General features: G+C 61.0%; 24 protein-coding genes. 10 read left to right on the plus strand and 14 right to left on the minus strand.

The window, feature by feature from the left end; genetic code table 11:
• Positions 1 to 80: 80 nt before the first annotated feature.
• On the plus strand, positions 81 to 503 hold the full coding sequence (gene ndk, locus ABEB22_RS11225; RefSeq protein ID WP_339112744.1) for a nucleoside-diphosphate kinase: 423 nt from the start codon (positions 81 to 83) through the stop codon (positions 501 to 503).
• Positions 504 to 582: 79 nt separating this feature from the next.
• Here the strand turns inward: ndk and ABEB22_RS11230 are convergent, their stop codons facing one another.
• Complete coding sequence (locus ABEB22_RS11230; RefSeq protein ID WP_339112743.1) at positions 583 to 1,068, minus strand: Rrf2 family transcriptional regulator; 486 nt, start codon at positions 1,066 to 1,068, stop codon at positions 583 to 585.
• A gap of 170 nt (positions 1,069 to 1,238) precedes the next feature.
• On the opposite strand from ABEB22_RS11230, the gene speB reads away from it, so the two are divergent.
• The 5 genes from speB (at position 1,239) to ABEB22_RS11255 (ending at position 8,331) form a co-directional block, all read left to right on the plus strand.
• Positions 1,239 to 2,210, plus strand: coding sequence for an agmatinase (gene speB / locus ABEB22_RS11235; RefSeq protein ID WP_406870304.1), 972 nt, complete (start codon positions 1,239 to 1,241; stop codon positions 2,208 to 2,210).
• 80 nt (positions 2,211 to 2,290) lie between these two features.
• Positions 2,291 to 3,907 carry an FMN-binding glutamate synthase family protein gene (locus ABEB22_RS11240; protein ID WP_339112741.1) on the plus strand — a complete coding sequence of 539 codons (1,617 nt, stop codon included), beginning with the start codon at positions 2,291 to 2,293 and terminating at the stop codon, positions 3,905 to 3,907.
• Positions 3,908 to 4,141: 234 nt separating this feature from the next.
• Positions 4,142 to 5,371 carry an MFS transporter gene (locus ABEB22_RS11245; RefSeq protein ID WP_350935952.1) on the plus strand — a complete coding sequence of 410 codons (1,230 nt, stop codon included), beginning with the start codon at positions 4,142 to 4,144 and terminating at the stop codon, positions 5,369 to 5,371.
• A gap of 121 nt (positions 5,372 to 5,492) precedes the next feature.
• On the plus strand, positions 5,493 to 5,888 hold the full coding sequence (locus tag ABEB22_RS11250; RefSeq protein WP_406870305.1) for a VOC family protein: 396 nt from the start codon (positions 5,493 to 5,495) through the stop codon (positions 5,886 to 5,888).
• 127 nt (positions 5,889 to 6,015) lie between these two features.
• Positions 6,016 to 8,331: a Tex family protein gene (locus ABEB22_RS11255; RefSeq protein WP_406870306.1), complete on the plus strand. Its 2,316-nt coding sequence runs from the start codon at positions 6,016 to 6,018 to the stop codon at positions 8,329 to 8,331.
• A gap of 29 nt (positions 8,332 to 8,360) precedes the next feature.
• On the opposite strand, the gene ABEB22_RS11260 is transcribed toward ABEB22_RS11255, so the two are convergent.
• From ABEB22_RS11260 to ABEB22_RS11300, 9 genes are all read right to left on the minus strand, one after another.
• The gene (locus tag ABEB22_RS11260; protein WP_339112737.1) at positions 8,361 to 8,753 is read right to left on the minus strand and encodes a hypothetical protein; all 393 of its coding nucleotides are present in this window, start codon (positions 8,751 to 8,753) and stop codon (positions 8,361 to 8,363) included.
• Positions 8,750 to 9,136, minus strand: coding sequence for a response regulator (locus tag ABEB22_RS11265; protein WP_339112736.1), 387 nt, complete (start codon positions 9,134 to 9,136; stop codon positions 8,750 to 8,752). The genes ABEB22_RS11260 and ABEB22_RS11265 overlap by 4 nt, the downstream gene beginning before the upstream one ends.
• 12 nt (positions 9,137 to 9,148) lie before the next feature.
• A complete protein-coding gene (locus tag ABEB22_RS11270) occupies positions 9,149 to 9,994 on the minus strand; it encodes a protein-glutamate O-methyltransferase (protein WP_350935944.1) in 846 nt (281 codons plus the stop codon).
• Positions 9,991 to 10,458, minus strand: coding sequence for a chemotaxis protein CheW (locus tag ABEB22_RS11275; RefSeq protein WP_339112734.1), 468 nt, complete (start codon positions 10,456 to 10,458; stop codon positions 9,991 to 9,993). Before ABEB22_RS11275 ends, ABEB22_RS11270 begins: the two co-directional genes overlap by 4 nt.
• A 5-nt stretch (positions 10,459 to 10,463) precedes the next feature.
• Complete coding sequence (locus ABEB22_RS11280; RefSeq protein WP_406870307.1) at positions 10,464 to 12,650, minus strand: chemotaxis protein CheA; 2,187 nt, start codon at positions 12,648 to 12,650, stop codon at positions 10,464 to 10,466.
• 11 nt (positions 12,651 to 12,661) lie between these two features.
• Complete coding sequence (locus ABEB22_RS11285; RefSeq protein WP_339112732.1) at positions 12,662 to 13,027, minus strand: response regulator; 366 nt, start codon at positions 13,025 to 13,027, stop codon at positions 12,662 to 12,664.
• Positions 13,024 to 13,299: an STAS domain-containing protein gene (locus tag ABEB22_RS11290; protein ID WP_339112731.1), complete on the minus strand. Its 276-nt coding sequence runs from the start codon at positions 13,297 to 13,299 to the stop codon at positions 13,024 to 13,026. Before ABEB22_RS11290 ends, ABEB22_RS11285 begins: the two co-directional genes overlap by 4 nt.
• Positions 13,300 to 13,421: 122 nt before the next feature.
• Positions 13,422 to 14,399 carry an ROK family protein gene (locus tag ABEB22_RS11295; RefSeq protein ID WP_339112730.1) on the minus strand — a complete coding sequence of 326 codons (978 nt, stop codon included), beginning with the start codon at positions 14,397 to 14,399 and terminating at the stop codon, positions 13,422 to 13,424.
• A gap of 81 nt (positions 14,400 to 14,480) precedes the next feature.
• Positions 14,481 to 15,506 carry a LacI family DNA-binding transcriptional regulator gene (locus ABEB22_RS11300; protein ID WP_339112729.1) on the minus strand — a complete coding sequence of 342 codons (1,026 nt, stop codon included), beginning with the start codon at positions 15,504 to 15,506 and terminating at the stop codon, positions 14,481 to 14,483.
• A 234-nt stretch (positions 15,507 to 15,740) separates the two neighbouring features.
• Between ABEB22_RS11300 and ABEB22_RS11305 the strand changes: the two genes are divergently transcribed.
• Both ABEB22_RS11305 and ABEB22_RS11310 read left to right on the plus strand, forming a co-directional pair.
• On the plus strand, positions 15,741 to 17,372 hold the full coding sequence (locus ABEB22_RS11305) for an alpha-amylase family glycosyl hydrolase (protein ID WP_406870308.1): 1,632 nt from the start codon (positions 15,741 to 15,743) through the stop codon (positions 17,370 to 17,372).
• A 78-nt stretch (positions 17,373 to 17,450) separates the two neighbouring features.
• Positions 17,451 to 18,929 carry a trimethylamine methyltransferase family protein gene (locus tag ABEB22_RS11310; protein WP_406870309.1) on the plus strand — a complete coding sequence of 493 codons (1,479 nt, stop codon included), beginning with the start codon at positions 17,451 to 17,453 and terminating at the stop codon, positions 18,927 to 18,929.
• Between the two features lie 55 nt (positions 18,930 to 18,984).
• Here ABEB22_RS11310 and ABEB22_RS11315 read toward each other — a convergent pair whose 3' ends face one another.
• The 4 genes from ABEB22_RS11315 to ABEB22_RS11330 are packed head-to-tail and all read right to left on the minus strand — an operon-like array spanning position 18,985 to position 23,073.
• Entirely contained in the window at positions 18,985 to 20,310 is a 1,326-nt protein-coding gene (locus tag ABEB22_RS11315; protein ID WP_339112726.1) for an HlyC/CorC family transporter, read from the minus strand.
• 30 nt (positions 20,311 to 20,340) lie between these two features.
• Positions 20,341 to 21,288: a site-specific tyrosine recombinase XerD gene (locus ABEB22_RS11320; protein ID WP_339112725.1), complete on the minus strand. Its 948-nt coding sequence runs from the start codon at positions 21,286 to 21,288 to the stop codon at positions 20,341 to 20,343.
• The gene (locus tag ABEB22_RS11325; RefSeq protein WP_339112724.1) at positions 21,285 to 22,901 is read right to left on the minus strand and encodes a hypothetical protein; all 1,617 of its coding nucleotides are present in this window, start codon (positions 22,899 to 22,901) and stop codon (positions 21,285 to 21,287) included. Before ABEB22_RS11325 ends, ABEB22_RS11320 begins: the two co-directional genes overlap by 4 nt.
• 22 nt (positions 22,902 to 22,923) lie before the next feature.
• Entirely contained in the window at positions 22,924 to 23,073 is a 150-nt protein-coding gene (locus ABEB22_RS11330; protein ID WP_339112723.1) for a hypothetical protein, read from the minus strand.
• 314 nt (positions 23,074 to 23,387) lie between these two features.
• On the opposite strand from ABEB22_RS11330, the gene ABEB22_RS11335 reads away from it, so the two are divergent.
• Complete coding sequence (locus tag ABEB22_RS11335; RefSeq protein WP_406871147.1) at positions 23,388 to 23,906, plus strand: shikimate kinase; 519 nt, start codon at positions 23,388 to 23,390, stop codon at positions 23,904 to 23,906.
• On the plus strand, positions 23,899 to 25,008 hold the full coding sequence (gene aroB / locus ABEB22_RS11340) for a 3-dehydroquinate synthase (protein WP_406870310.1): 1,110 nt from the start codon (positions 23,899 to 23,901) through the stop codon (positions 25,006 to 25,008). The genes ABEB22_RS11335 and aroB overlap by 8 nt, the downstream gene beginning before the upstream one ends.
• Positions 25,009 to 25,104: the final 96 nt, after the last annotated feature.

A 25,104-nucleotide genomic window follows, 5' to 3' on the forward strand; every position in this document is an offset into this window, starting at 1 on the left:
TGCTAGCAGGCGAACGATATTCATTCTCCCGTGCCCGCAGGATCACCCGCGCGGGCAAGACGCAAAAGAAAGAGCTTAGCATGGCTACCGAACGCACGCTGTCGATCATCAAACCCGACGCAACCCGCCGCAACCTGACCGGTAAGATCAACGCCAAGTTCGAGGAAGCGGGTCTCCGCATCGTCGCACAAAAGCGCATCAAACTGTCGATGGAACAAGCCGGTAAGTTCTATGAAGTCCACAAAGAGCGTCCCTTCTACGGCGAACTGTGCGAGTTCATGGCCTCCGAGCCGGTTGTCGTGCAGGTTCTGGAAGGCGAAGGCGCTATCCTGAAAAACCGTGAAGTCATGGGCGCAACCAACCCCGCAGATGCGGCAGAAGGCACCATCCGCAAGGAATACGCTCTGTCCGTCGGCGAGAACTCGGTCCACGGTTCGGACGCACCGGAAACCGCAGCGGAAGAAATCTCCTTCTTCTTCTCGGGCCTCGAGCTGGTCGGCTGATTTCGGGTTATTCCGGAAGGTCAGAACATGGAAAAGCCGCCCCTCAGGGGGCGGCTTTTTCAATTTGGCGCATAGGCAATCAGGCGCGTGCCGAGATCCGGTGGCTACAGGCCGAGACAGGCGGTATCCCTTCAGGCAGAAGCAGGATCTCTTCAAGCCGGTCGTTATTGTCGACGAGATCGGCGAGGCTGTAGCGGTCCAACTCGCCGAAGAAGGCCTCCAGCGCCTTGGCAAGGGCTGTGCGCAACATGCAGCCCTGCGCCAGAGGGCAGGTATTGGCCTCGGCGTCGAAACATTCGGCAAAGGGCAGGCCGCCCTCGAAATCGCGAAATACCGCGCCCACCGAGATTTCCGAGGCGGCTCGCGCCAGCTGCATGCCGCCCGCACGCCCGCGACGGGTCTCGATATATCCACGCTGGGAAAGTGTGTTGATCACCTGCGCCAGATGGTTTTCCGACGCATTACAGTTCTCGGCGATCTCGGATTTGCGGACCGTGCGGCCCGCATTGATGGCACAGAACATCAGGCTGCGCATGGCGAGATTGGTTCGGATGGTAAGTCGCATGGGATCTCCTCGTTTCGGCTATCCTACGCCTGCTGTGAAAAGAGGGATTTGACATAGATCATGTAGCGAAAATCCATGTTTGGACTTTTCCCGCTCCACAATTGGGGGTTGACGCTTAGCGGCCTTCGCGTCACGGCTTGCGTATCGGGGTTTCGCATGGGAGGCGGATCATGGCGCTTGAGGATGCAAAACATCAGGTAGACGAGGCCTTTACCCGACAGAACCGGCGCGGGCTCAGCTACGAGAACGCATTTGGCGGCGCGACCAGTTTCCTGCGCAGGCGCTACAGCAAGGAGCTGGTGGGGGCTGATATCGCCGTAACCGGTATTCCCTTCGATCAGGCCGTCACCAACCGTCCCGGCGCGCGGTTCGGGCCGCGCGCGATCCGCGAGGCCTCGACCCTTCAGGCATTTGACGCGCCCTATGGCTGGGGCTACGATCCGCTCTCGGCACTCAATATCATAGACTACGGTGATCTGGCCTTCGATTACGCCAATGTCGCCGAGACTCCGTCGCGGATCACCGAGCACTTGCGCCAGATCGTACAGGCCGGCGTGACGCCGCTCTCCATGGGGGGCGATCATTATATTACGTTGCCGATCTTGCGCGCCGTGGCCGAGCGGTTCGGCCCCGTGGCGCTGATCCAGTTCGATGCGCATTCCGATACATGGGCCGATGATGATCCGGCGCGGATCGATCACGGCACATTCCTTTACAAAGCCATCAAGGAAGGGCTCGTCGACCCCAAGGCCTCGGCCTCGATCGGTATCCGCACCGATAACCCCGACACGCTCGGGGTCACTATCCTCGATGCGCCCTCCGTGCATCGCAACGGGGTGGATGCGGTGGCGACGAAGGTCAAACAGCTTGTCGGTAAACGGCCCTGCTACATCACCTTCGATATCGATTGCCTCGATCCGGCCTTCGCGCCAGGGACGGGCACACCGGTCTGGGGTGGGCTTGCCAGCTGGCAGGCCGCCGAAATCCTGCGCGGCCTGCGCGGTGTGACGCTGATCGGTGGCGATGTGGTGGAGGTCTCGCCGCCCTATGACACGACGGGTGCCACGGCCATCGCAGGCGCCCATGTATTGAGCGAACTGATCGCGCTGCGCGGGCTCGTGGATGCCGGAACAAGTCTTTAATACGTCGGGTAAGTTTCCGGTTACATTAGGGAGCTAAACTCGCTACTAGCCCGTCGAAATGCGCTTTAGAGGAGAAAGCCATGCATTCAAAAGATGTTAGCCGCTTTATGCCCATGATCCTATGCGGGGTGCTGGCGCTGTTATCGCTACTCGGTGTCATCTTCCACAGCATCTTCTGGCTCACATTCCTGATCTTTGGTGCACTCTTCTTTGTTGGCTTCTACGATGTCCGTCAAACCCGCCACGCGGTGCTGCGCAACTATCCGATCATGGGGCATATGCGCTACCTGCTGGAAAGCATCCGCCCCGAGATCCGGCAATATCTGATCGAGGCCGATCAGGACGAGGAGCCCTTCTCGCGCGAGGAGCGGACGCTGGTCTATCAGCGCGCCAAGGATGTCGAGGATGCGCGTGCCTTCGGGACCAAACAGCGGGTCTATGATTCGGGCTATCAATGGCTGACCCATTCGGTCCAGCCGCGCCATATCGAAAGCCATGATTTCCGCGTCACCATTGGCGGCCCGGATTGCCAACAGCCGTATTCCGCCTCGATCTACAATATCTCGGCCATGTCCTTCGGGGCGCTGTCTGCCAATGCAATCCAGGCGCTCAATACCGGTGCCAAACTGGGCGGCTTTGCCCATGATACGGGAGAGGGGTCCATCTCGCGCTACCACCGCGCGGGCGGGGGCGATCTGATCTGGGAGATCGGGTCCGGCTATTTCGGTTGCCGCAACCATGACGGCTCGTTCAATCCCGAGACCTTCGCGCAGCGCGCGCAGGAGCCGCAGGTGAAGATGATCGAAATCAAGCTGAGCCAGGGCGCGAAACCGGGGCATGGGGGCATGCTGCCTGCGGCCAAAATCACGCCCGAGATCGCCGAGGCGCGTGACATCCCGATGGATCAGGACTGTATCTCGCCCGCCTCGCATTCGGCTTTCTCGACGCCGCTGGAATTGTGCCATTTTATCAAACAGCTGCGGGATCTTTCGGGTGGCAAGCCAGTGGGCTTCAAGCTCTGCGTCGGTCACCGCCGCGAGTTCATGTGCATGCTGAAGGCGATGATCGAAACCGGCATTACCCCCGATTTTATCGTGGTTGATGGCAAGGAAGGTGGCACGGGGGCGGCACCGCTGGAATTTGCCAACCGTCTGGGTATGCCGCTTGTTGAAGGGCTTACCTTTGTCCACAATGCGCTTAGGGGGGCGGGCTTGCGCGAGAAGATCAAGATCGGGGCCTCGGCCAAGATCATCTCGAGCTTCGATATCGCGCGGGTGCTGGCGCTCGGCGCAGACTGGTGCAATTCGGCGCGCGGCTTCATGTTCTCCATTGGCTGCATTCAGGCACAGGCTTGCCACACCAACCGCTGTCCCGTGGGCGTTGCCACCCAGGACCCGCGCCGCTCCAAGGCGCTGGTGGTCGAGGATAAGGCGACCCGCGTGGCCAATTTCCACCGAAACACGATGAAGGCGCTCAAGGAGATGACGGGGGCTGCCGGCCTGGATCATCCCTCGAAATTCCTGCCACACCATCTGATGATGCGGGAGAAGGACCGTCAGATGGTCGTGGGCAGCGAGGTCTATCCCTATATGCCTATAGGTTTCCTGCTGCGCGAGGAAGAGGACCGCTTCGGCTATCTGGCCCGCTGGCACCGTGCACGGGCCGACAGCTTCTTCCCGATCGATGACGGCGTGTGATTTGCCGCTTAAATAGCTCTGCGGCGGCGTGTCGCAGTAGCTGAGTATAAAAACGGCGGCTGTTAAGTCGCCGTTTTATATTAAAAAATAACAGCTCTGCGCTTGGATGTAAGCGGGCTTGCAGTAAGTGCATATAGAAAATGATTTACGGCGCTTGTTCTTTTGGGAAACTCTCCCTAGTTGGGCGAAAGAGGCCAACGGGGTTTCGACCCCCCGAACGCTAGGAACTACCCTATGACAATCGAAAACACTCCCCACGGGGCTACGGTGCAAGGCATCGAGCCTCCCGTTATCAATGCTTCGTCGCGCCTGATCATTCTGGCTCTGGCGCTGGGTGGATTCGCGATCGGTACGACGGAATTCGCCTCTATGGCGGTGCTGCCATATTTCTCCCAGGAACTGGGTGTTGATTCGGCCCGTGCGGCCGATGCGATCAGCGCCTATGCCCTAGGGGTGGTCATCGGTGCGCCGACACTTGCCGTGCTGGGCGCAAAAGTGCGCCGTCGGCTGATGCTGACTTGGCTGATGGTCGCCTTTGCGGTCTTCAATATCCTTTCGGCCTTCGCCCCGACCTTCGGCAGCTTCATGGCAATGCGTTTCCTGTCGGGGCTGCCGCATGGTGCCTATTTCGGCGTGGGTGCGCTTGTGATCGCGGCCGCTGTGCCCAAGGGGAAACGCGCGGCGGCGGTATCGAAGATGTTCCTCGGACTGACCATCGCCACTACCTTGGGGGTGCCGATGGCCAACGTGCTGGGACAGACAGTGGGCTGGCGCTGGACCTTCGGGCTGGTGGGGCTGATGTCGCTTCTGACGGCGATCTCTGTCTTCCTGACGGCACCGCGCGTGCCGGTTGATCCCACGGCAAGCCCCCTGAAAGAACTGGGTGCGCTGAAGAACCGTCAGGTCTGGCTGACGCTGGCAACCGGCGCGATCGGCTATGGCGGTTTCTTCGCGGTCTATACCTATCTCGTGGATACCTCGACCAAGTCCATGAACCTGCCGGCGTCCTACGAGCCCTTCATCCTGATGCTTGCAGGCGTTGGTATGACTGTTTTCACGATGGTTTACGGTTGGGCATCTGACCGCAGCTACACGGCCACCACGTTCTTTGCGCTGATCGTCGGAACGATCCTGCTCATCGCCTATCCTTGGGCAACTGCCAATGTCGTGACCTTTGCGGCGGTGGTGTTCCTGCTGGGGATTCTCAGCGGTGTCTCGATGCCGCTTCAGATCCGCCTGATGGATGTGGCCAAGGAATCGCAGCAGCTTGCAGCGGCGCTCCATCATGCAGCCTTCAACGTGGCCAATGCGCTGGGGCCGTTCCTTGCCGCGAAGGCGATCGGGGCAGGGTATGATTATCCGGTCTCCGGCCATGTCGGCGCGGTGCTCAGCATCATCGGTCTGGCGATTTTCGGGGTGACAATCCTCGACTGGCGCCGCCGGACCCGTCTGGGCCACGCCTGAACCCCAGACATACCGTGGATCAAAGCGGCCCTTCGGGGCCGCTTTTTCATGTCTGGTGCTTGCGTCCTTCGCGTTGGAATGGTCCTTTCGCCCCGGAGTTCCATTTGCGAAAGGATGCCTAATGGCCAAGATGATTCATTCGATGATCCGTGTGCTGGACGAGACCAAAGCCTGTGCCTTCTACAAAACCGCTTTCGGTCTCGAGGTGGCCGAACGCCTCGATTTTCCCGAATTCACGCTTGTCTACCTCTCGAACTCCGAGACCGGATTCGAGCTGGAGCTGACCGTGAACAAGGGGCAGACGACGCCCTATGACCTCGGCAATGGTTATGGGCACCTTGCGGTTTCGGTCGCCGATCTTGATGCCGAACATGCCCGTTTCGAGGCTGCAGGCCTGGCGCCGCGCAAGATCGTCGAATTCGCACCGGCAGGCACCAGGATCGCGCGGTTCTTTTTTGTCGCCGATCCGGATGGTTACCAGATCGAGGTGCTGGAGCGCTCGGGCCGTTTCGGCTGATATCGGCTGAAGCTGACCGATGTGATACATGCCTCAAGGGCTTGTGCGGAGATAGGCTCTTGGCGGGCTGCGGGAACAGGGGTAGACCCGTGTTTCCGAAGACTGCCCGAGACGCATGGAGGAAGCCTTGGACCCCGATCTCCGCATATCCCGTCAGATTGCCACAGATATCTCCGCCCGCACCGATCAGGTGGTTGCGGCGGTAAAACTTCTGGACGAAGGGGCCACGGTTCCTTTCGTCGCGCGTTACCGCAAGGAGGCGACGGGGGGGCTGGACGACAGCCAGTTGCGTCTGCTTTCGGACCGGTTGGTCTATCTGCGCGAGTTGGAAGCGCGGCGCAGCGCGATTGTCAAATCCATCGAGGAGCAGGGCAAGCTGACTGACGCCCTTGCGGCGCAGATTACCAGGGCAGGCACAAAGGCCGAGCTGGAAGATCTCTATCTCCCCTACAAGAAAAAGCGGCGTACCAAAGCGATGATCGCGCGCGAGAACGGGCTGGAACCGCTCCTCGAAGCGATTCTGGCTGATCACGGGGCAGATCCTGAAGGGCTGGCCTCCACCTATCTTTCCGAAGCCGTGCCGACCGAGAAAGATGCGCTGACCGGCGCGCGTGATATCCTGGGCGAGCGCCTCACCGAGGATGCGGCTTTGCTGGGCCGGTTGCGCGAATGGATGCAGCAGAATGCGATCCTGCGTGGAAAGTTGATCGAGGGGCAGGCCGAAAAAGGTGCCAAATTCTCGGATTATTTCGATCATAGCGAAAAGTGGCAGAGTGCGCCCTCCCATCGGGCGCTGGCATTGTTGCGCGCCTCGAATGAAGGGATCATCACGCTCGATATCGCCCCCGCCGAAGAGATGGCGGGACGGCCGGCCGAGATCGTGGCCGCGTCGCTGGGGCTGCGCGGGCAGGGTGCGGGTGCCCGTTGGCTGGGGCAGGCCGCGGCATGGGCGTGGCGGGTGAAACTGTCGCTGTCTATGATGCTCGATCTGCTCGGTGATCTACGCGCGCGCGCGCAGGAGGAGGCGATTGCGGTCTTTGCCCGCAATCTGAAGGATCTGCTTCTGGCAGCTCCGGCTGGTGCGCGGGCGACGCTCGGTCTCGATCCGGGGATCCGAACGGGTGTGAAAGTGGCGGCCATCGACGCGACTGGGAAGGTTCTGGAAACGACCACAATCTACCCGTTCCAGCCCAAGAACGATCTGCGCGGATCGGAGGCGGCGCTACTTGCGTTGATTGCGAAACACCGGATCGAATTGATCGCTATCGGCAATGGCACCGCGTCCCGAGAGACCGAACGCCTCGTCGTGGATGTGCTCAAACGGCTGCCCAAGGGCGTTGCCATTCCGACCAAGGTGATCGTTTCCGAGGCGGGAGCCTCGGTCTATTCCGCGTCAGAACTCGCCGCCCGCGAATTTCCCGATTTGGATGTCAGCCTGCGCGGGGCCGTGTCGATTGCGCGCCGTCTGCAGGACCCCTTGGCGGAACTGGTAAAAATCGAGCCGAAAAGCATCGGCGTCGGGCAGTATCAGCATGATGTCGATCAGCATAAGCTGGGCCGATCCCTCGAGGGTGTGGTCGAGGATGCGGTAAATGCGGTGGGGGTCGATCTCAACACAGCCTCTTCGGCGCTACTGTCCCATGTCTCGGGCCTCGGTCCGGCCCTCGCAGAAGCGATCGTGGCCCATCGTGAGGCGAACGGGGCGTTCGCGACCCGCAAGGAGCTCTTAAAGGTCAGCCGTCTGGGTCCGCGCGCCTTCGAGCAAGCCGCTGGATTCCTGCGTATCCGTGACGGGAAGGAGCCCCTCGACGCATCAGCGGTCCACCCGGAGGCCTATGAAATCGCTCGGGATATCGTGAAATCCTGTGGGCGCGATCTGCGGTCGGTGATGGGGAATGATACAGCATTGCAGAATTTACGGGCGGAGGATTTTCTGCGCGATGGATTCGGTCTCCCGACCATTCGTGATATTCTGGCAGAGCTTCAGAAGCCTGGACGAGATCCGCGCCCTGATTTCAAAACTGCAAGCTTTACCGAAGGGGTGGAAGAGATATCCGATCTTCGTCCCGGTATGCGTCTTGAGGGAACCATAACCAATGTCGCGGCTTTCGGGGCCTTTGTCGATATCGGCGTCCATCAGGATGGGCTTGTTCATGTGAGCCAATTGGCGGACCGTTTTGTCAAGGACCCGCATGAGGTCGTCAAAGCGGGTGATGTGGTCAAAGTCGTGGTGACGGAAGTTGATGTGCCGCGCAAGCGCATCGGGCTCTCGATGCGTCGAGATGGAAAGACCGAGCGGCCCGAGCCGAGCCGGGGGCCTGCATCAAAAGGTCAGTCGAAATCATTGCAGCATAAAAAAAGCGGAACCGGGGCTTCTGCCGTGTCCGGTACCAATAGTGCATTGGGCTCCGCGCTCGCGCAGGCACTCAACAAAACCAGATGATTTGTCAGGTTCTGAGCGGGGTAACCCGCTTAGAACCATTCAATCTCCCCATCCGCTTCATCATGGCTCAGCACTATCCGCTCTTCTGCAGGGTTCAAATTCGTGATGAGTTCATGCAGGCGAAGGCGCGAGAGGATCGGAACGGCATGCAGTTTCACACCTTGGGGCATCTCTCCCGAAACCGCAGCCATGAGGCGGCCTAGATCCTCTAGGGACTGAGTGATCCGGTCGATACCCTGCATACCACGGATCGCTTCGGCCTGCGTATGTTCCGCGAATTCGCAGGCTGAAATCGCTTTCTGGACGTCGGCGGAGAGGCGAGCCAGTGTCTCGAGCTCGTCCCCCACGCGGGCGGCCAGCGCATCAAGAGGCAGGTCTTGATGCTTTGGCGGGATTGTTTCCTGTGCGGTGCTTACAATCATAGGCGCCCCACGACCGCCTCGATGCAGTTACGAAGGTCCTGCGGTTGGAACGGCTTTTTGATGAAGTTGTTCATCCCCAACTTTTTGCCGTTCTCGATGATTTCCTTATCGGCCCGGCCGGTAATCAGGATGAAACCGCTACGTTGCGTCTTCGGGTTCTTGCGCATCGCATGGAGCAGCTGCAGCCCATCCATGCCAGGCATGTTATAGTCGGAGATGACCAGGTGAACCGGCGTCTTTTCCAGAATACCCATCGCGCCTTGACCGTCGACAGCATATCCGACTTGGCGAATACCCATCGCGTCCAGCGCCTGCAAAATCAGGCCGCGGCTCGTGGACATGTCATCGACCACCAAAACTTTAAGTTGGTCTCGCAATGCCATTTGTGGCCTCCTTCATTGTCCCTCTGCGGGGAGTCGATAAGTGGTGATTCCGGCCGGCACGAGTTTACTACCGGTATCGAGCGGAACCCGCTCCGAATGTCCGACAAACAGCCATCCACCCGGGGCAAGAATTTTCTCAAAGCGCTTCCACAGGAGGTTTTGCGCCTCAGGGGAAAAGTAAATCATCATGTTCCGGCAGAAGATGATGTCGAACTGGCCCTTCATGGGCCAATCGGAATGAATATTGAGTTCGCGAAACGTGGCCCGTTTACGTAGGCGATCTACGACCTGCTGATCTGCCCCGGCCGCTTGGAAGTATTTTTTCTGGAGCGGCGCCGGTACGGCTTCAAGGATACTGCTTGAGTATACCCCCTGAGTGCCGCGACGTATCATGACCGGATCAATATCGGTTGCCAGAAGCTTGATATCGGACTGATCGAATTCTCGCACTGTTTCTGCGGCCGTCATCAGGATCGAGTAGGCTTCTTGCCCGTTGGAGCAGCCGGCCGACCAGATCCGCAGCCGTTTTCCGCGCGCGGCAATGAGCTTTGGCAGAGCCTCTTTTTGCAGCGTCTCGAAGTGATGGTTCTCCCGGAAGAAGTTGGTGACGTTGGTTGTGAGCGCGGAAATCATTTCCTGCCGTTCGGGGAGACCGTCAACGCTGTTTACCAGATCGATATAGGCGCGATAGGAGCTCAGCCCCAAAGCACGAAGCCGTTTCTGGAGGCGGGACTGGACCATTGATCCCTTGCCCGGTGCCAGAACGATCCCTGCATGTGTCATAAGGATCGCAGCAATCTCGGAGAGTTCGCGGTCACTTGGTGACATCTGGGAGATATTTGGGGTCAGGGCGTTCATGCAGCTTCCGCAGTGTCTTCAGGCAGAACAGTTGCGAGATCCAGCACACGGATCATGCGGCCTTCTACGATCGTTAGGGCAGAGATGAAGCTGTGTGACAGATCCGCAGCGAGATCCGGCGGAGGCTGAAGCTCTTCGCGCGGAATGGAGAGAATGTCCGACACAGCATGTACGAGAAGTCCTGCAGTTTGATTGCCGAACTGTACAACGATAATCACGTTACGCGCGTCGCCTTCGACCGGGTCCATACCTAAGCGGATGGAGAGATCAACGACCGGCAGAACGGTGCCGCGCAAGTTGATGACACCTCGGACATGGGGTGGTGCGTGCGGGAGCGGGGTTGCTCGCGTCCAGCCACGGATCTCACGAACCGACATGATGTCGACGCTATATTCTTCGTCTGCCAAGCGGAAAGACAGAAGTTCAATTTCGGACGAGGTTTGGGTCGATGCTACGTCAGTCATCTTTATCATCCTGCTAGAGCAAAGTCGGACCGGGTGTGGCCGGTTGCGTTTTGGACAAGGTCGGCGGGGTCGAGAATCAGCGCGATCTGACCGTCACCAAGGATAGTTGCGGCGGCAATGCCGGGAATGTGGCCATAGGCTTGTTGCAGACCTTTGATCACTACCTGACGTTGCTCCATAATCTGATCGACGATCAGGGCGTTGCGGCGGCCGTCTTCCTGGGCTGTCAGCAACACGATACAGCCTTCGTAGTTGCTCTTGGCGCCACGATATCCGAGCTCTGCACCCAGGTCGTAGAGCGGTACAAACTCACCACGAACATGGATAACATTCGTTGTCGGTCCAAGCTTGCGGAGATCCTCGGCGGTCAGCGTCTGCGTCTCAAGGATCGCATTCAGCGGAACAACGAGCGTTTCGCCAGCGACCGTCACCACCATTCCGTCCAGGACAGCGAGCGTAAGCGGGAGCGAGATTGAGAAAATCGTGCCTTTGCCAGGTTCGGACTGGATGGTGATACGCCCGCCCAAAGACTGGATCGAACTGCGCACCACATCCATTCCGACACCTCGGCCCGACAGAGCGGAGACCTGATCTGCCGTGGAGAAACCGGGCAGGAACAGGAGGTTATCGATCTCCGCATCGGTCAGCTGTGCATCGGGTGCGACAAGACCTTTCTCGATGGCTTTTGCCAGAACCTTGGGACGGTTGATGCCTGCACCGTCGTCCTCGATCTCGATGACCACACGGCCGGAGCGGTGCTGCGCCGAAAGTGTGATAACACCTTCTTCCGGTTTGCCAAGCGCGCGGCGCTTGTCAGGGGTCTCCAGGCCATGGTCAACCGAGTTCCGGATCATATGCGTCAGCGGATCGGCGAGACGCTCGATCACGGTCTTGTCGACCTCGGTCGTTTCACCTTCGACTTTCAGACGCACATCCTTGCCGATCGCGGCGGAGGATTCGCGCACGATCCGGCCCATCCGCTGGAAGAGCGGTTTGACGGGCTGGGCGCGGATCATCATCACCGAGTCCTGGATATCACGCGTCAGCATCATGAACGCTTCAAGACCTGTCATGACTGCCGAGTTCGGCGGTAGGCCCGCTTCCGCGACGCTTTGCGCAAGCATGGCCTGGTTGATGACCAGCTCGCCCACTAGGTTCACCAGCCGGTCGATACGATCGAGATCGACACGCACCGTCGGCGATGGATCACTGCCATGTTTGGCCGCGCCGCCTGTATTGGCCGCACCTCCCTCGGTTTCCTTCGGTGCCGGAATGTCCGCGCCCGCGGCGCTCGGCATCGGTGCTTGTGCGACCTGAGTCGCTGGTGCGGCTATGGGGTGCGGGGCATCCATGAAATCACTGTTCATGACGGCGTCAGAAGATGCCTCCGCACCGTCATTGGCAAAAGGGAGAAAACTATTTTCGGCATCAGAGTCCTGATGGATCTCGAGCTCGCTAACATCTTCGACAAAATCGAAGATCTCGCGAACATCCATCTCGTTTACATCGCCAGTCAGAACGGCATGCCACGAAAGGTGGGGAATTTCGGGGCTGAGGTCATCGAGCGCAGGAACCGCATCCAGATCGAGAGAGACTTCGATTTCGGGACAGAGTTCATGAAGCGCACGGAAGAGATGCAAAGGCTCGTTGCCTGACGCAAAAAGTTCCGCTTTGGGCGCGAATTTGATCTCAATGCGGGTCTCGCTGACGTCATCGGTCGTCCCGAGATCCAGATCGAAGCTCAGACCCATCGGCTGGAAGTCGTCCGCCGACACTTCTTCACTCTCTTCTGTCGCTCCGCCCGGAGCCATTCCCATTAGGGCTTCCAGCTCGCACAGCGCCTGCTCTGCACCCTCGGGAGGAGGGTCGCCGGCCTGGGCTGCACGAACATGATCCGATAGGAAATCGGCGCATTGGAAGAACTGTTTCACTGCCTCCGGAGACAGCTGCAATTTTCCGGAGCGGACCTCGTCCATGACCGTTTCGTAACGGTGTGCAAAAGCGACGAGCGCGTCCAGTCCGAAGGCACCAGCGCCGCCCTTGATGGAATGCACCGCCCGGAAAACGACGTTGATCGTTTCGTTATCATAGGCGCCTTCATCCATTTCGATGAGGGCATCCTGAAGACTTTCGAGCAATTCCTCGCATTCAACGAAGAAACTGGCTCTGATTTCTGCCATCGGATCAGACATAGATCCCTCCCTTAGCCAGCAACCATCTGCAATGCCTTGACCAGCTTCGGCGGATCAAACGGTTTGACGATCCAGCCGCTGGCCCCTGCGGCACGTGCCCGTGCTTTCAGCTCGGGGGCGGATTCGGTGGTCAGGACAAGGATCGGGGTCGCCCGGTGCTTTTCCTGACCGCGAACGGCCTCGATGAAGCCGAAACCGTCAAGGCGCGGCATATTGATGTCGGAAATGATTGCGTCGGGTTCGATGCCTTCCAGCACCTCCAGCCCATGCACGCCGTCTTCGGCAACGTGGAGTTCCATGCCCGCGTCTTTCAATGCAAGTTTGAGCATGTCGCGAATGGTGCGGCTGTCATCGACGGCCAGAACTGTCAGGCTCATGCGGCCTCCGTGGATTGTAAATCGTCGAGGGAAACCCCGTAGAGCCCAAGCGCTTCATCGAAGGCTTCGGAGCGGGGCGAAATCGTCAGCGAGTGACCGCTGTCACGCCAGCTCTTTGCGGCAGAGACTAGCACCTGCAGGCCAAGGGCCCCCAGATGGGTCACTTCTGTCGCGTCAATCACCAGATCGCTGCCTTTATGGGAGCGGATGGTATCTGTAAGAGCCGCGACCTTGGTCAGGTCCAGCTTCGGGTCCAGAGGCAAAACCGTCATTGGCTGCCCCCAGGGATGTCTGAGTGAGAAAACTGCACCTAGTTCCCCTTTCATTCGGTAATGAAACGGGTTTAGCGCAGGTCTATTAACATAGACTTGACGGCGCAGGGGCCGTGAGAGGTTTACGACAGACCGAGCTTGTGGGTGGCGATATAATTCGCGCATCCCGCGAGTGCGGCGAAGTCATCCTCAACTACATGGATCGGGAATTTCGTCATGTAATCAGAGAAAGATCCTTTATCCATAAAGGCTTGCCTGAAATTCATCTGTTCGAGCCAAGGCTCGACCGCGCGCGCCGCCCCCCCGATCAAATAAATTCCGCCAAATGGAAGATGGGTTAGGGCCAGATCGCCCAATGCACCCCCAAGGAGAGTTACGAAGATCTGGGCCGCCTTCAGAGCGTCCTCATCTTTACCGTGCATTAGCGAAAGAATCTCTTCGCCGGTTACGGTGGCGTCCTCGCGCCCGGTCACGAACGCATAGATTCGCTCGAGGCCCCGACCCGCACAGGCATGTTCGACGCTCGCAAAGCGGTGTTTACGCTCGAAATAGCGCTTGACCTCGGTGTGGATCTCGGAGCGGACGGGCATGGTGATATGGCCGCATTCCGAGGCAGGCACAACCATCAGCCCGCCGGGCGCGTGATGGACGGGAGCCGCATTGAAACCGGTCCCGACACCGACCACCAGCTTGGGCGACAAGGCAGGCGCGGGTTCGCCCGCCTGCACCTCGCGCAGCACTTCCGGCGAGAGCCCGGCGAGTGCGTGGCCCTGTGCCTGCAGATCGTTGAGCAGCGATACATGCGCCGCACCCGTCACCTCGGCCAGCGCCTCCGCACGGATCGTCCAGTCGAGATTGGTCATCCGCGCATGGGTCCCGTCAACGGACACCGGACCTGCCACGGCCACGCAGACACCCACCAGATCACTGATCCGTTCGGCCACCATGTATTCGCGAATGATTTCCTCGAGCGTGGCGCGCCCTTTATTGGGGAAACGCGCGATGGAGGCAGGCACCAGCTGCGCACCTTGTGCCAGAGCGACCCGTGTATTGGTCCCGCCGATATCGGCCAGTAGGGTATAGCGGCTGGTCATGGTCATCTCTGTCTCCTCCACAGTGCTCGGTCTCCCTGATAGATTGGCCCGAGGGCTTGGGCAAGGGCAGGGTACACCTGACCGCTCTCACATTTTCAGCGGGCCAAGGGACTGGCCCATGAGCAGGGCGGGCTCCAGAAGAAGTGGGGTCTGCGCGATATCGGGCGTCTCGATCCGGTCGATCAGCATCTGTGCGGCGCGCTGGCCCGCCTCGCGGACCGGAGATTTCATTGCGGTATAGATCGGGTTCAGGCCGCGGTTGGTCACGAAGGACAGCCCGTCATCCCATGTCACCAGAGAAATATCGCGCCCCAATGCAAGCCCCGTATCCTCGACGGCCCGACGCACGCCCATCGCCCCCATCAGTGAGGCGGTCACAAAGGCACTGGGGCGGCTTCGCCAGCTCAGCATCTCGGCTGCGGCATCGCGCCCCGTCTCGTCCGAAACCTCGCCCGACACCATGTAGAGCCGCGGCACTTCCAGCCCGCGCGCCAGAAATGCTCTCTCGAACCCCGCGCGACGGTGGGCCGAGGCGCGCAATCCCTCGGGGCCGTTGATCAACGCGATGTCGCGATGCCCCTGATCGATCAAGAGCAGCACCAGCTGTTCGAAGGCGCTCTCGTGGTTGGTGTCGATCCACAGATCCCCCGATGCAGGCGTCTCGACACGACCGTGGATCACAAAGGGCAGGCCCAGTTCGCGGCACAGATCGGGGCGCAGATCCAGATCGCGCGCGCCATGCAGTATGACGCCGTCTACATTGCGCTTGGCCGCCATCGCACGGTAAGCGGCATCCTCGTCGCCCTCTTTCACCAAGGTCATGATCAGGTCGTAGCCGCGCAGGGCATAGATCTCGCCCGCACCGGCAATGAAATCGGCAAAGATCGGGTTCACCAGATCATGGGAAGGCGCCATCGGCAGGATATGCCCGATGGCCATGGCGCGGCCCGTCGCCAGCCTGCGGGCCTGCAGATTGGGGTGGTATCCGCTGGCCTGCGCCGCCTCGCGGACCTTGATCCGCGTGGCTTCGGATACTTCGGGGAACCCGTTCAATGCACGGCTGACGGTGGTCGGAGAGAGCCCAAGCTGGCGGGCAAGTTCTTTGAGCGTCATCGGGTTACCTGAGATCCTACCTGAAAGTCTTTGCGATAGAAGGATAACGCTAGAACGCTTTGGTCCGGTTCCAAACCGATTTCGGAGAGGGTAAAGGCCGAGGGGCGCGGGCTGTTGCAATCGCGCGTCGCCCGTCCCCGGTTTCAGCTTTTTGTCATCGGGGTTTCGCTCGGGGGTATCCCCTCCTATCCTCGGGGCAGGCAAAGGGTATACCGATCAGAAGGAGACCGACGCATGAGCGTGATGCGAAAAGACCCCGACTGGTGGCGTGGCGCTGTCATCTACCAGATCTATCCGCGCAGCTATCAGGACAGCAATGGCGACGGTGTGGGCGATCTTCTGGGGATCGTGCGCAGGCTCCCCCATATTGCACGGCTCGGGGCGGATGCCATCTGGATCTCCCCTTTTTTCACCAGCCCGATGAAGGATTTCGGCTATGATGTGGCCGATTACTGCGATGTCGATCCGATGTTCGGCACGCTGGCCGATTTCGATCAGGTGATCGAGACCGCCCATGCGCTGGGGATCAAGGTGATGATCGATCTGGTCTTCTCCCATACATCCGACCAGCATCCGTGGTTCAAGGAAAGCCGCGCGAGCCGCGACAATCCGAAAACCGACTGGTATGTCTGGGCCGATCCCAAACCCGATGGCACGGCACCCAATAACTGGCTGGGAATGTTTGGCGGCTCGGCATGGCAATGGGACACCCGCCGCGAGCAGTATTACCTGCACAACTTCCTGACCCAGCAGCCCGATCTCAACCACCACAGCGCCGAGGTGCAGCAGGCGCTTCTGGATGTGTCGAAATTCTGGCTCGATCGCGGGGTCGACGGGTTCCGGCTGGATGTGATCAACTACTACATGCATGACGAGAAGCTGCGCGACAACCCCGCGCTGCCACTGGCAGATCGCAATGATGTCGCCGCGCCCAAGGTGAATCCCTATAACTATCAGCTGCATCTCTATGACAGGAACCATCCGCGCAATCTGGAATTCCTGCGCAAGCTGCGCACCCTGATGAACGGCTATAATGCCGCCGCGGTGGGCGAGGTGGGAGACGCACAGCGCGGGCTGGAACTCCTGGGCGAATATACCTCAGGCGAGGACAAGGTGCAGATGTCCTATGCCTTCGAGTTTCTGGCAGGGCATGCGCCGCTCTCGCCGCAGACCTTCAAGACGGTGCTCGACAAGGTGGCCGAAGTGGCTGCCGATGGCTGGGCCTGCTGGGCCTTCACCAACCATGATGTGGCTCGCCATATCAGCCGTTGGGGCCTGAGCCCGCAGGCCGCGCGGGTCTATACAACATTGATGGTCTGTTTGCGCGGCTCGCTTTGCCTCTATCAGGGGGAGGAGTTGGGCCTCCCGGAGGCCGATCTCGATTACGAGGATCTGCAGGATCCCTACGGGATCGAATTCTGGCCCGAATTCAAGGGCCGCGACGGCGCGCGCACGCCGATGGTCTGGGAAGAGGAGGCGCCCTATGCGGGGTTCTCACAGGCCAAGCCCTGGCTTCCGGTCCCGCGGGCCCATGCGCGGCTGGCGGTGGATGCGGCCGAGCGTGATCCTGCCGCGCTATTGCATCACTATCGCCGTGCGCTGGCCTTCCGTCGCGCGCATCTTGCCCTGCGCAAGGGGGATATGAACGAGATCGCGGCGGGCGAACAGGTCCTGTCGTTCAAGCGTAGCGGCAACGGGGAGCAGATCCAGTGCTACTTCAATCTTTCCGGGCACCCTGCGCGGGTCACGGTGCCTGCGGGGCGCTGGGTCACCATCGCGGGCGAACTGGGATCGATCCGGCCTGATCCCGATCATAGTCTCCATCTGGGGCCGTGGCAGGCAAGCATCCTGATCCTGCAGGCGTGAAACTCGGGGCAGGTGGTTGCCTTCCTGCCCCGATCAGGGGCAAGATCGCCCCCCAATGCCCCACCCACGGAGATATAAATGCCTTCATTCGTTCTTCCGCATCAGATTGCCGCGCAGTCGATAGGGCGGATACCTCCCTGCACGATCCTCAGCGAGGCGCGCGCGGCAGAGATCGAGGGGCTGGCAGAAACCATCCTTGCCGAGATCGGTGTGAATTTCACCGACAACCCCGCCGCACTGGCGCGCTGGCAGGAGGCGGGGGCCGAAGTGCAGGGCGAGCGGGTCTATATCCCGCGTGGTCTCGCGCGCAGGCTCTGCGCCACAGCACCCGCCTCCTTCGTGCAGCAGGCCGTCAATCCGGCCCGTAGCGTGACGATCGGCGGTGGCAAACCCGTGATCGCACCGGTCTATGGACCGCCCTTCGTGCTCGATCCGGTGGAGGGCCGCCGTGCCGCGCGGTTTGGCGATTTCCAGATGCTGGTGCGGCTGGCGCAGGCGAGCGAGGCCATCTCCCATGCCGGTGGCACGCTCTGCGAGCCGACCGATCTGCCGCTCGAGACGCGTCATCTGGATATGCTGATGGCGCATGCGCTGTTGTCGGACAAGCCGTTCATGGGCTCGACCACCGACCCCGAGCGTGCCCGCGACTCCGTCGCCTTTGCCAGAACGCTCTTCGGGCTCGAGGGGGATGACCTGCCGGTGCTGCTGAGCGCGCTAATCAATATCGGTTCGCCGCTGAGTTTCGACGCGACGATGAGCGAATGTCTGGAAGTCTATGCCGGTGCGGGGCAGGCCTGCGTGATCTCGGCCTATGCGATCATGGGGGCCACGGCGCCGGTGACGGTGATCGGGACGCTCGCGCAGGCGCTGGCCGAGGTGATGGCGGGCACGGCCTACGCCCAGCTCGTGCGGCCTGGCGCGCCGGTGGTCTTCGGGCTCTACGCCAATGCTCTCGACACCAAGACCGGCGCGTCGATCTTTTCCTCTCCCGAGATGACGCAGCTGACGCTGGCCGCAGGGCAGCTCGCGCGCCGCATGGGGCTGCCCTACCGCGCGGGCGGCTGTCTGACGGCGGCATTCGAAGCCGATGCCCATGCCGGATACGAGGCGGCCAATTCGCTTTGGGCCAGCCAGCTGGCGGGCGTCGATTTCATGCTGCACGGGGCAGGCTGGCTGGAGAGCGGGCTTGTGGCCTCGCCCGAGAAATTCGTCCTCGATACCGACCAGATCTCGGCGACCCTGCGCCAGTATGACGGCCTTCAAAGTGCTTCGGGCGATCCGCTGGCCAGCCTGCGCGAGGTTGGGCCGGGAGGGCATTTCCTCGGCGCCGAGGAAACGCTGCGTGAGGGCGAGGCGCGGCTCTGGAAAAGCGCTGTGCTGGAGGACAGGACCCATGATGCCTGGGAGGCGGCCAATCGTCCCGATACGGTCTGGCATGCGCGCCAATGCGTGAACAGGCTGCTCGACGCTTCCCAGCCGCCGAGCCTTGCGCCCGAACGCCGCGCGGCGCTCGAGGCCTTTGTCGCCCGCCGGAAAAAAGAGATCGCGGGCCTCTGAACGCCGGAGGCTTTGCCAGAAGAAAGCCGGTCGGGAGAGCCCGACCGGCTTTTTGTTATTCCTCTTCGCCTGTTACAGGACGCAGCTGCCGGATCTTCAGCCGCGTGATCCGGTTGTCCTTGCGCGCCAGAACCTCGAAGCGGAAGTTGTGGAAGCTGAAGACCTGACCCGTGGTCGGGATGGTCTGGGCCTCGTGGATCACCAGACCGGCGATCGTATGAGCCTCGTCATCGGGCAATTGCCAGTCCGTCTCGCGATTGAGGTCGCGGATCGTCATGCCACCATCGACGATGTAATCGCCCGCCGCATTCGGCAGAAGACGCGAGGGCGCGGTCGGATCGTGCTCGTCGGTGATCTCGCCCACGATTTCCTCGAGGATGTCTTCCAGTGTCAGCAGCCCGCGCAGGTCGCCATATTCATCCACCACCAGCGCGAAATGGGTCCGGCGCTTGAGAAATTCGCGCATCTGTTCGTCGAGCGGCGAGGTCTCGGGGATGAAATAGGGCTTCATCATCACCTGCGTCACATCCAGCTTGGCGATGCTTTCCAGCGTCGAGCCTTCCTGACGCAGGAGTTTCTCCACCGCGCGCAGCAGGTCTTTCGAGTGAATGATGCCCACCACATTCTCGCGCTCGCCGTCATAAAGCGGCAGACGGGTATAGGGAGAGGAGAGCACGGCGGTCAGGATCTCGCTCGGATCCGCCTTCACATCAATCATCTCGATATGGCTGCGGTGGAGCATGATTTCTTCAACCGTGCGGTTGCCCAGATCGAGCGCGCCCAGAAGGCGGTCGCGGTCTTCCTTATCCACCGTGCCTTCCGATTGCCCCAGTGCCAGAGCCCCCGCAATCTCCTCGTGGATCGAGAACATATGGGTGTCTGCATTGGTATGCTGGCCGAAAAGCCGCAGGATGCCGCGCACCAGAAGACGCACCACCGACACGACAGGGGCGAGCAGAATGGTGATCAGCTTGATCGGACGCGCAACTTTGCTCGCCACGGTTTCGGGATTATTGATCGAATAGGTCTTGGGCAGCACTTCCGAGAAAATCAGCACCAGGACGGTCATCGCCAGCGTTGCCAGTGCCACACCGGAATCGCCGAAGACCCGCGTGAGCAGGGCGGTGGCCAGCGAGGTCGCCAGAATATTGACCACGTTATTGCCCAGAAGGATCGCGCCGATCAGCTTCTCGCTATCCTCGGTGACATCGAGGGCGATATCGGCGCCCTTGTCGCCCTTATCGGCTCGCGAGCGCAGCTTGGCGCGGCTCGATCCGGTCAGCGCCGTTTCGGAGCCCGAGAAAAAGGCCGAGAAGGCCAGAAGGATCAGGATGGTGATTGCCGAGCCGAAAAAGGCCGCATCGAGAAAATTGCTGTCCATAACCGTGTTCTATATCGCTTTCGCCGTGCTTCAAGACCGTTTTGCGAGCGGATGGTGCTGCATGACCAGAGTTTTCAGCCGCTCGTCAAGCACATGGGTATAGATCTCTGTCGTTGAAAGATCCGCATGGCCAAGAAGCATCTGGATCGCGCGCAAATCCGCGCCCCCTTGCAGCAGATGGGTGGCAAAGGCGTGGCGCAGCACATGGGGCGTGACCTTTGCGGGGCTGATCCCCGCCTCGACCGCGAATTCCTTCAGAAGTCGATGGAAAGCCTGCCGCGTCAGATGCCCGTCCTTGCCCGAGGAGGGAAACAGGAAGCGCGAGAGTGGTTTGCGCTTCTTGGTATGGGCCTCGTCCTCGGCGGCGTCCCGCAGCACGATCCAGTCCGCCAATGCCTGACGGGCATGGTCCGACAAGGGCACCATCCGGTCCTTGCCGCCCTTGCCATTGACGAGAAGCATCGCCGGATTGCCGCGCGCCCCGGAGACGGGCAGGGTGACCAACTCGGTCACGCGCATGCCTGTGGCATAAAGCAGCTCCATAAGACAGCGGTTGCGCCCGTGATCGAGAGCGGTGCGCCCGTAATGCGGCGCAACCGCCAGCAGCCGGTCTACCTCCTCGATGCTCAGCACTTTGGGGAGCGCCTTCACACGGCCGGGGCCCGAGATCCGCAGCGCGGGGTTATCCTCGCGCCAGCCTTCCTCATAGGCAAAGCGGTAAAGCTGGCGGATCGCCGAGAGCCTGCGCGCGCGGGTCGATTGCGCCAGCCCCTCCGCCTCGCAGCGGATGAGATAGGTCTCGATATCGTCTTGCGTAAGCGTGCCGAAGGCGAGGTTCTTTGCTGTGACAAAGCCCATGAAGTCGCTCAGATCCCGTCCGTAGCTCAGCACGGTATTGCGCGCGGCACCGGCTTCGGCGGCCTGTGCTTCGAGAAAGATGGACAGCCAGTTGGGGTCGCTCGGGACCGGATCGTTCATCCGCGCCGCTCCAGTATGATCATTTCGAGCGCCGTGCGCCGCGCGACGGTTTCCAGTCCGACGAAACGAAGCAGGTTCAACCCGTTCACCATACGCGGATAATCTCCTCGCGCGCCATTGTCGATATCGTTTACCGCCTGCAGGATCGCCGCACCCAGCTGGTCGGGCAGCAGCTCGCGATAGGGGGCGGGCGTCGCTGTCTGGGGCGCATCGAAAACCCGTTTAAGCGCCAGTCCCAGCTGGTCCTGGGCAGGCACTGCCTCGGTATTGCCCAGAGCGATGGCGATGAGCAGCGCGTCATCAGGCGCCTCGTCATCGGCATTGCGAGCGACATTCTCGTAATCCTGCGATAGCAGCCCCAGCCGGAAAGCGGCCTCCTTGGCCGCCCCCTTGAGATCCATCGCTGCCAGCACCGGCCCGTAAAGCTCTGCCAGAACCGGTTCCAGCTCCGCCCGTTCCATGGCCTGATAGGCTTCGGGAAGGTCGGTCTCGATTGTGTCGATATCGTTATCGGTAATTGCCCGATCCAGCGCCGATACCGCCGAAACCCTGTCCCACAGGCTGCCCGAGGCGGCGGCGCGCCGCTCGGTATAGAGGCCAAGCAACTGGTTGGGGTCGATGGCGCCATGCGGGGCCAGCCGCTCGGCCGCCTCGATCTGCGCCTTCCAGCCATTATTCGAGCGCAGATCGGCATGGGCAAAGGCCAACGGCAGCCCCGTTGTGGGCAGCGGCTGGCCGATCGCCTCCATCATACGGAAATTCAGCGGTGTCACGCGGGTGGGCGGAGGCAGATCATCCGCATCCTCGCCCAGCTCCGGTTCGAGGAACCGTTCCAGAAGGGTCGCCGTCTCGGGGTCGAACTGGCCCAGTGCCTCGCCGCTCCCGAGTGAAAGTGCCGCCGCATCCCAATCACCATTGCGCGCGAAACAGAAGATCCGCGCGCCAAAAGACGGCGCCACATCCGGCATCTCGTCCATCAGCTTGCAGGCGGTATCTTCCTCCCCCAAAAGCAGCGCCACATCGAAACGGCGGCGGAAGACCTGCGGATCATCGCTATGGTCCTGCTCGAGCATGGCCAGCGCGGGTTCCAGCGCGCCTTGATCGAGCAGCTTGTCGATCCGCGCCAGAAACAGGCTGTCGGTCCGGCTCGGATCCGAGATCTCGGGCGGGTCCAGCTCGGCCAGCATCAGTTTCTGCATCAGTTGCTGGATCGCGGGCAGGGCGTTCACGACCTGCGCCTGACGCAGCAGATCGATCAACTCGGTTTCGGGCGTTTTGCCCCAAAGCGCTTTCGGAAGGCCCGCACGCTTGGCAGGCAGGAGCCCGATCCCATTGGGGTCCGGACCGCCCAGATCCAGCACGCTGATATCTTCCGTGCCCACACCCTTGCTCACCGGCGGCTCGCCCGGCACGGGTGGCATCACCGAGAGCGTGCTACCGGGCACAACAGGACGCGCCGTCCCGAAGGTCGGATTGGCCGGCATGGCCGAGGGCGTGACAATGGAATTCGAAAGCCAGTCGATGGCAGAGATCGGGGCCGCCCCCTGCGCAAGCGCGCCCGAGACGGTGACAGCCCACAGACCGGCCGCCACGATGACACGCTTGTCGCCCACGCCTCCCACCATCAGCGCCCCGTTACTGTTGCGCGGCGGGTTGGTCGGGCAGGGTGACTTCGACCGAGGCCGGTTCCTGCCGCGGTGCCATATCGCCGATATAGGCATAGCCGATCACGCCCAATGCGCCCAATACCAGAAGGATCAGAATTACCTTGAAGATGCGCCCCATGGGTCCCCACGTCTGCTTAGTGTTTTTCTCGTTCTGCTCGTATGATCGCGCGTGAAGCAGATGCAAGGTGCAAGCGGTCGGTTTGCTGCAAAACCCCACGGCCCCCGCGAAATCCTGCACATTATAACTGGCATTTTTGGGAAGTTCACGCCATTGAGGGGGGAAATCTTCACGATTGCGCCAAGCAAGCAGCTTCTCTGGAAAATTGCGCCATTTGGTGCGATTACGCACAGAAGTGATGCAGGAAAAGGCAAGAGGAACGCGTGGGCGGACGAGTAAGAGAGCGGCTTCAGAAGAGCATCGTGCTGGTGGGTATGATGGGATGCGGCAAGACCACGATCGGTCAGTCGCTGGCACAGGCTTTGGGCGTGCCGTTTCTGGACAGTGACGAGGCCATCGAGGAGGCCGCGCAGATGAGTGTGACGGAAATCTTCGCCCGTGATGGCGAGGCGTTCTTCCGTGCCCGCGAATCCGAGATCATCGAGCGGCTGCTGCGCGGGGCACCTGCGGTCATCTCCACCGGTGGCGGGGCGTTTCTCTCCGAGGCCAATCGTCGCATGATCGCCGAGCGTGGCATGTCGGTCTGGCTGAAGGCCGATGTGGAAACGCTCTGGACGCGGGTAAAAGCCAAAAGCAACCGTCCGTTACTGAAAACCGCCGATCCCAAAGCGACCCTGCGTCACATGCTCGAGACCCGCCTGCCGGTTTATGCCATGGCGCAGGTCCATGTCGAAGCGGGCCCCCAGACCGGCGTGCATGCGATGACCGACCGCGTGATCGCCGCGCTTCACCAACAGCCGGGACTGTTCAGAACGGAGTGCCAGAATGGATGATATCGTTTCCGTCAATCTAGGTACGCGATCCTATGAGGTCTGTATCGGGACGGGGCTTCTGGCCCGTGCCGAGGCCCAGATCGCGCCTTTGTTGCGCCGCCCCCGCGTGGCGGTCGTCACCGACGAGACAGTGGGCCCGCTGCATCTCGACGCGCTGCGCGCAGGGCTCGGGCAGATCGAAATGGTCTCGCTGACCCTGCCTGCGGGCGAATCGACCAAAAGCTGGCCGCACTTTACCCGCACGGTCGAATGGCTTCTGGAACAGAAAGTCGAGCGTAAGGATATCGTCATCGCCTTCGGGGGCGGTGTGATCGGGGATCTGGTGGGCTTCGCGGCCTCGGTCCTGCGTCGCGGCGTACGTTTCGTGCAGATCCCGACGACGCTTCTGGCACAGGTCGACAGTTCGGTCGGCGGCAAGACGGGGATCAACTCCGTGGTGGGCAAGAACCTGATCGGCGCCTTCCACCAACCCACCCGGGTGCTGGCCGATATCGATCTTCTGGGCACGCTCGCGCCGCGCGATTTTCTGGCAGGCTATGGCGAGGTGGCCAAATACGGGCTTCTCGGATCTGCCAGTTTCTTCGACTGGCTCGAGCGCAATGGTCCTGCACTGGCGCAAGGCGACACGGCCCTGCGCCAGGAGGCCGTGCGCCGCTCGGTACAGATGAAAGCCGATATCGTCGAGCGTGACGAGACAGAGGAAGGCGACCGCGCGCTTCTCAATCTCGGCCATACCTTCGGCCATGCGCTTGAATCCGCAACCGGCTATTCCGACCGGCTTCTCCATGGGGAGGGCGTCTCGATCGGCTGCGCATTGGCGTTCGAGCTCAGCCAGCGTCTGGGCCTGTGCGCGCAAGAAGCCCCCTCGCGGGTGCGCGCGCATCTGCGCGCCATGGGCATGAAAACCGACCTCTCCGATATTGCGGGCGATCTGCCCGATGCCGATGGTCTCATTGCCCTCATGGCGCAAGACAAGAAAGTGCTCGACGGCAAGCTGCGTTTCATCCTCGCCCGCGGCATCGGCGAGGCCTTCGTGACCTCCGAGGTGCCCGCCGACACCCTGAAAACCCTCCTGCAGGATGCGCTGGCCAGCAGAGCCTGAGATCCACTTCCAGTGTCCCCAAATATCCCGGGGGTGAATTGTGCCAGAGGCACAAGAGGGGGCAGCGCCCCCATCCCCATCTCCACTCTTGCATCG

The sequence above is a fragment of the Thioclava sp. 'Guangxiensis' genome, assembly GCF_045348365.1.
Lineage (GTDB): Bacteria > Pseudomonadota > Alphaproteobacteria > Rhodobacterales > Rhodobacteraceae > Thioclava > Thioclava kandeliae.

Coding starts and splice junctions, on each gene's coding strand:
- ABEB22_RS11335 (WP_406871147.1), top strand. CDS start 23,388: ATGATGGGATGCGGCAAGACCACGATCGGTCAGTCGCTGGCACAGGCT.
- ndk (WP_339112744.1), top strand. CDS start 81: ATGGCTACCGAACGCACGCTGTCGATCATCAAACCCGACGCAACCCGC.
- ABEB22_RS11300 (WP_339112729.1), bottom strand. CDS start 15,506: ATGACGCTCAAAGAACTTGCCCGCCAGCTTGGGCTCTCTCCGACCACC.
- ABEB22_RS11330 (WP_339112723.1), bottom strand. CDS start 23,073: ATGGGGCGCATCTTCAAGGTAATTCTGATCCTTCTGGTATTGGGCGCA.
- ABEB22_RS11250 (WP_406870305.1), top strand. CDS start 5,493: ATGGCCAAGATGATTCATTCGATGATCCGTGTGCTGGACGAGACCAAA.
- ABEB22_RS11320 (WP_339112725.1), bottom strand. CDS start 21,288: ATGAACGATCCGGTCCCGAGCGACCCCAACTGGCTGTCCATCTTTCTC.
- ABEB22_RS11310 (WP_406870309.1), top strand. CDS start 17,451: ATGCCTTCATTCGTTCTTCCGCATCAGATTGCCGCGCAGTCGATAGGG.
- ABEB22_RS11280 (WP_406870307.1), bottom strand. CDS start 12,650: ATGTCTGATCCGATGGCAGAAATCAGAGCCAGTTTCTTCGTTGAATGC.
- ABEB22_RS11265 (WP_339112736.1), bottom strand. CDS start 9,136: ATGGCATTGCGAGACCAACTTAAAGTTTTGGTGGTCGATGACATGTCC.
- ABEB22_RS11290 (WP_339112731.1), bottom strand. CDS start 13,299: ATGACGGTTTTGCCTCTGGACCCGAAGCTGGACCTGACCAAGGTCGCG.
- ABEB22_RS11240 (WP_339112741.1), top strand. CDS start 2,291: ATGCATTCAAAAGATGTTAGCCGCTTTATGCCCATGATCCTATGCGGG.
- ABEB22_RS11305 (WP_406870308.1), top strand. CDS start 15,741: ATGAGCGTGATGCGAAAAGACCCCGACTGGTGGCGTGGCGCTGTCATC.
- ABEB22_RS11270 (WP_350935944.1), bottom strand. CDS start 9,994: ATGAACGCCCTGACCCCAAATATCTCCCAGATGTCACCAAGTGACCGC.
- ABEB22_RS11260 (WP_339112737.1), bottom strand. CDS start 8,753: ATGATTGTAAGCACCGCACAGGAAACAATCCCGCCAAAGCATCAAGAC.
- ABEB22_RS11230 (WP_339112743.1), bottom strand. CDS start 1,068: ATGCGACTTACCATCCGAACCAATCTCGCCATGCGCAGCCTGATGTTC.
- ABEB22_RS11295 (WP_339112730.1), bottom strand. CDS start 14,399: ATGACCATGACCAGCCGCTATACCCTACTGGCCGATATCGGCGGGACC.
- speB (WP_406870304.1), top strand. CDS start 1,239: ATGGCGCTTGAGGATGCAAAACATCAGGTAGACGAGGCCTTTACCCGA.
- aroB (WP_406870310.1), top strand. CDS start 23,899: ATGGATGATATCGTTTCCGTCAATCTAGGTACGCGATCCTATGAGGTC.
- ABEB22_RS11245 (WP_350935952.1), top strand. CDS start 4,142: ATGACAATCGAAAACACTCCCCACGGGGCTACGGTGCAAGGCATCGAG.
- ABEB22_RS11315 (WP_339112726.1), bottom strand. CDS start 20,310: ATGGACAGCAATTTTCTCGATGCGGCCTTTTTCGGCTCGGCAATCACC.
- ABEB22_RS11285 (WP_339112732.1), bottom strand. CDS start 13,027: ATGAGCCTGACAGTTCTGGCCGTCGATGACAGCCGCACCATTCGCGAC.
- ABEB22_RS11275 (WP_339112734.1), bottom strand. CDS start 10,458: ATGACTGACGTAGCATCGACCCAAACCTCGTCCGAAATTGAACTTCTG.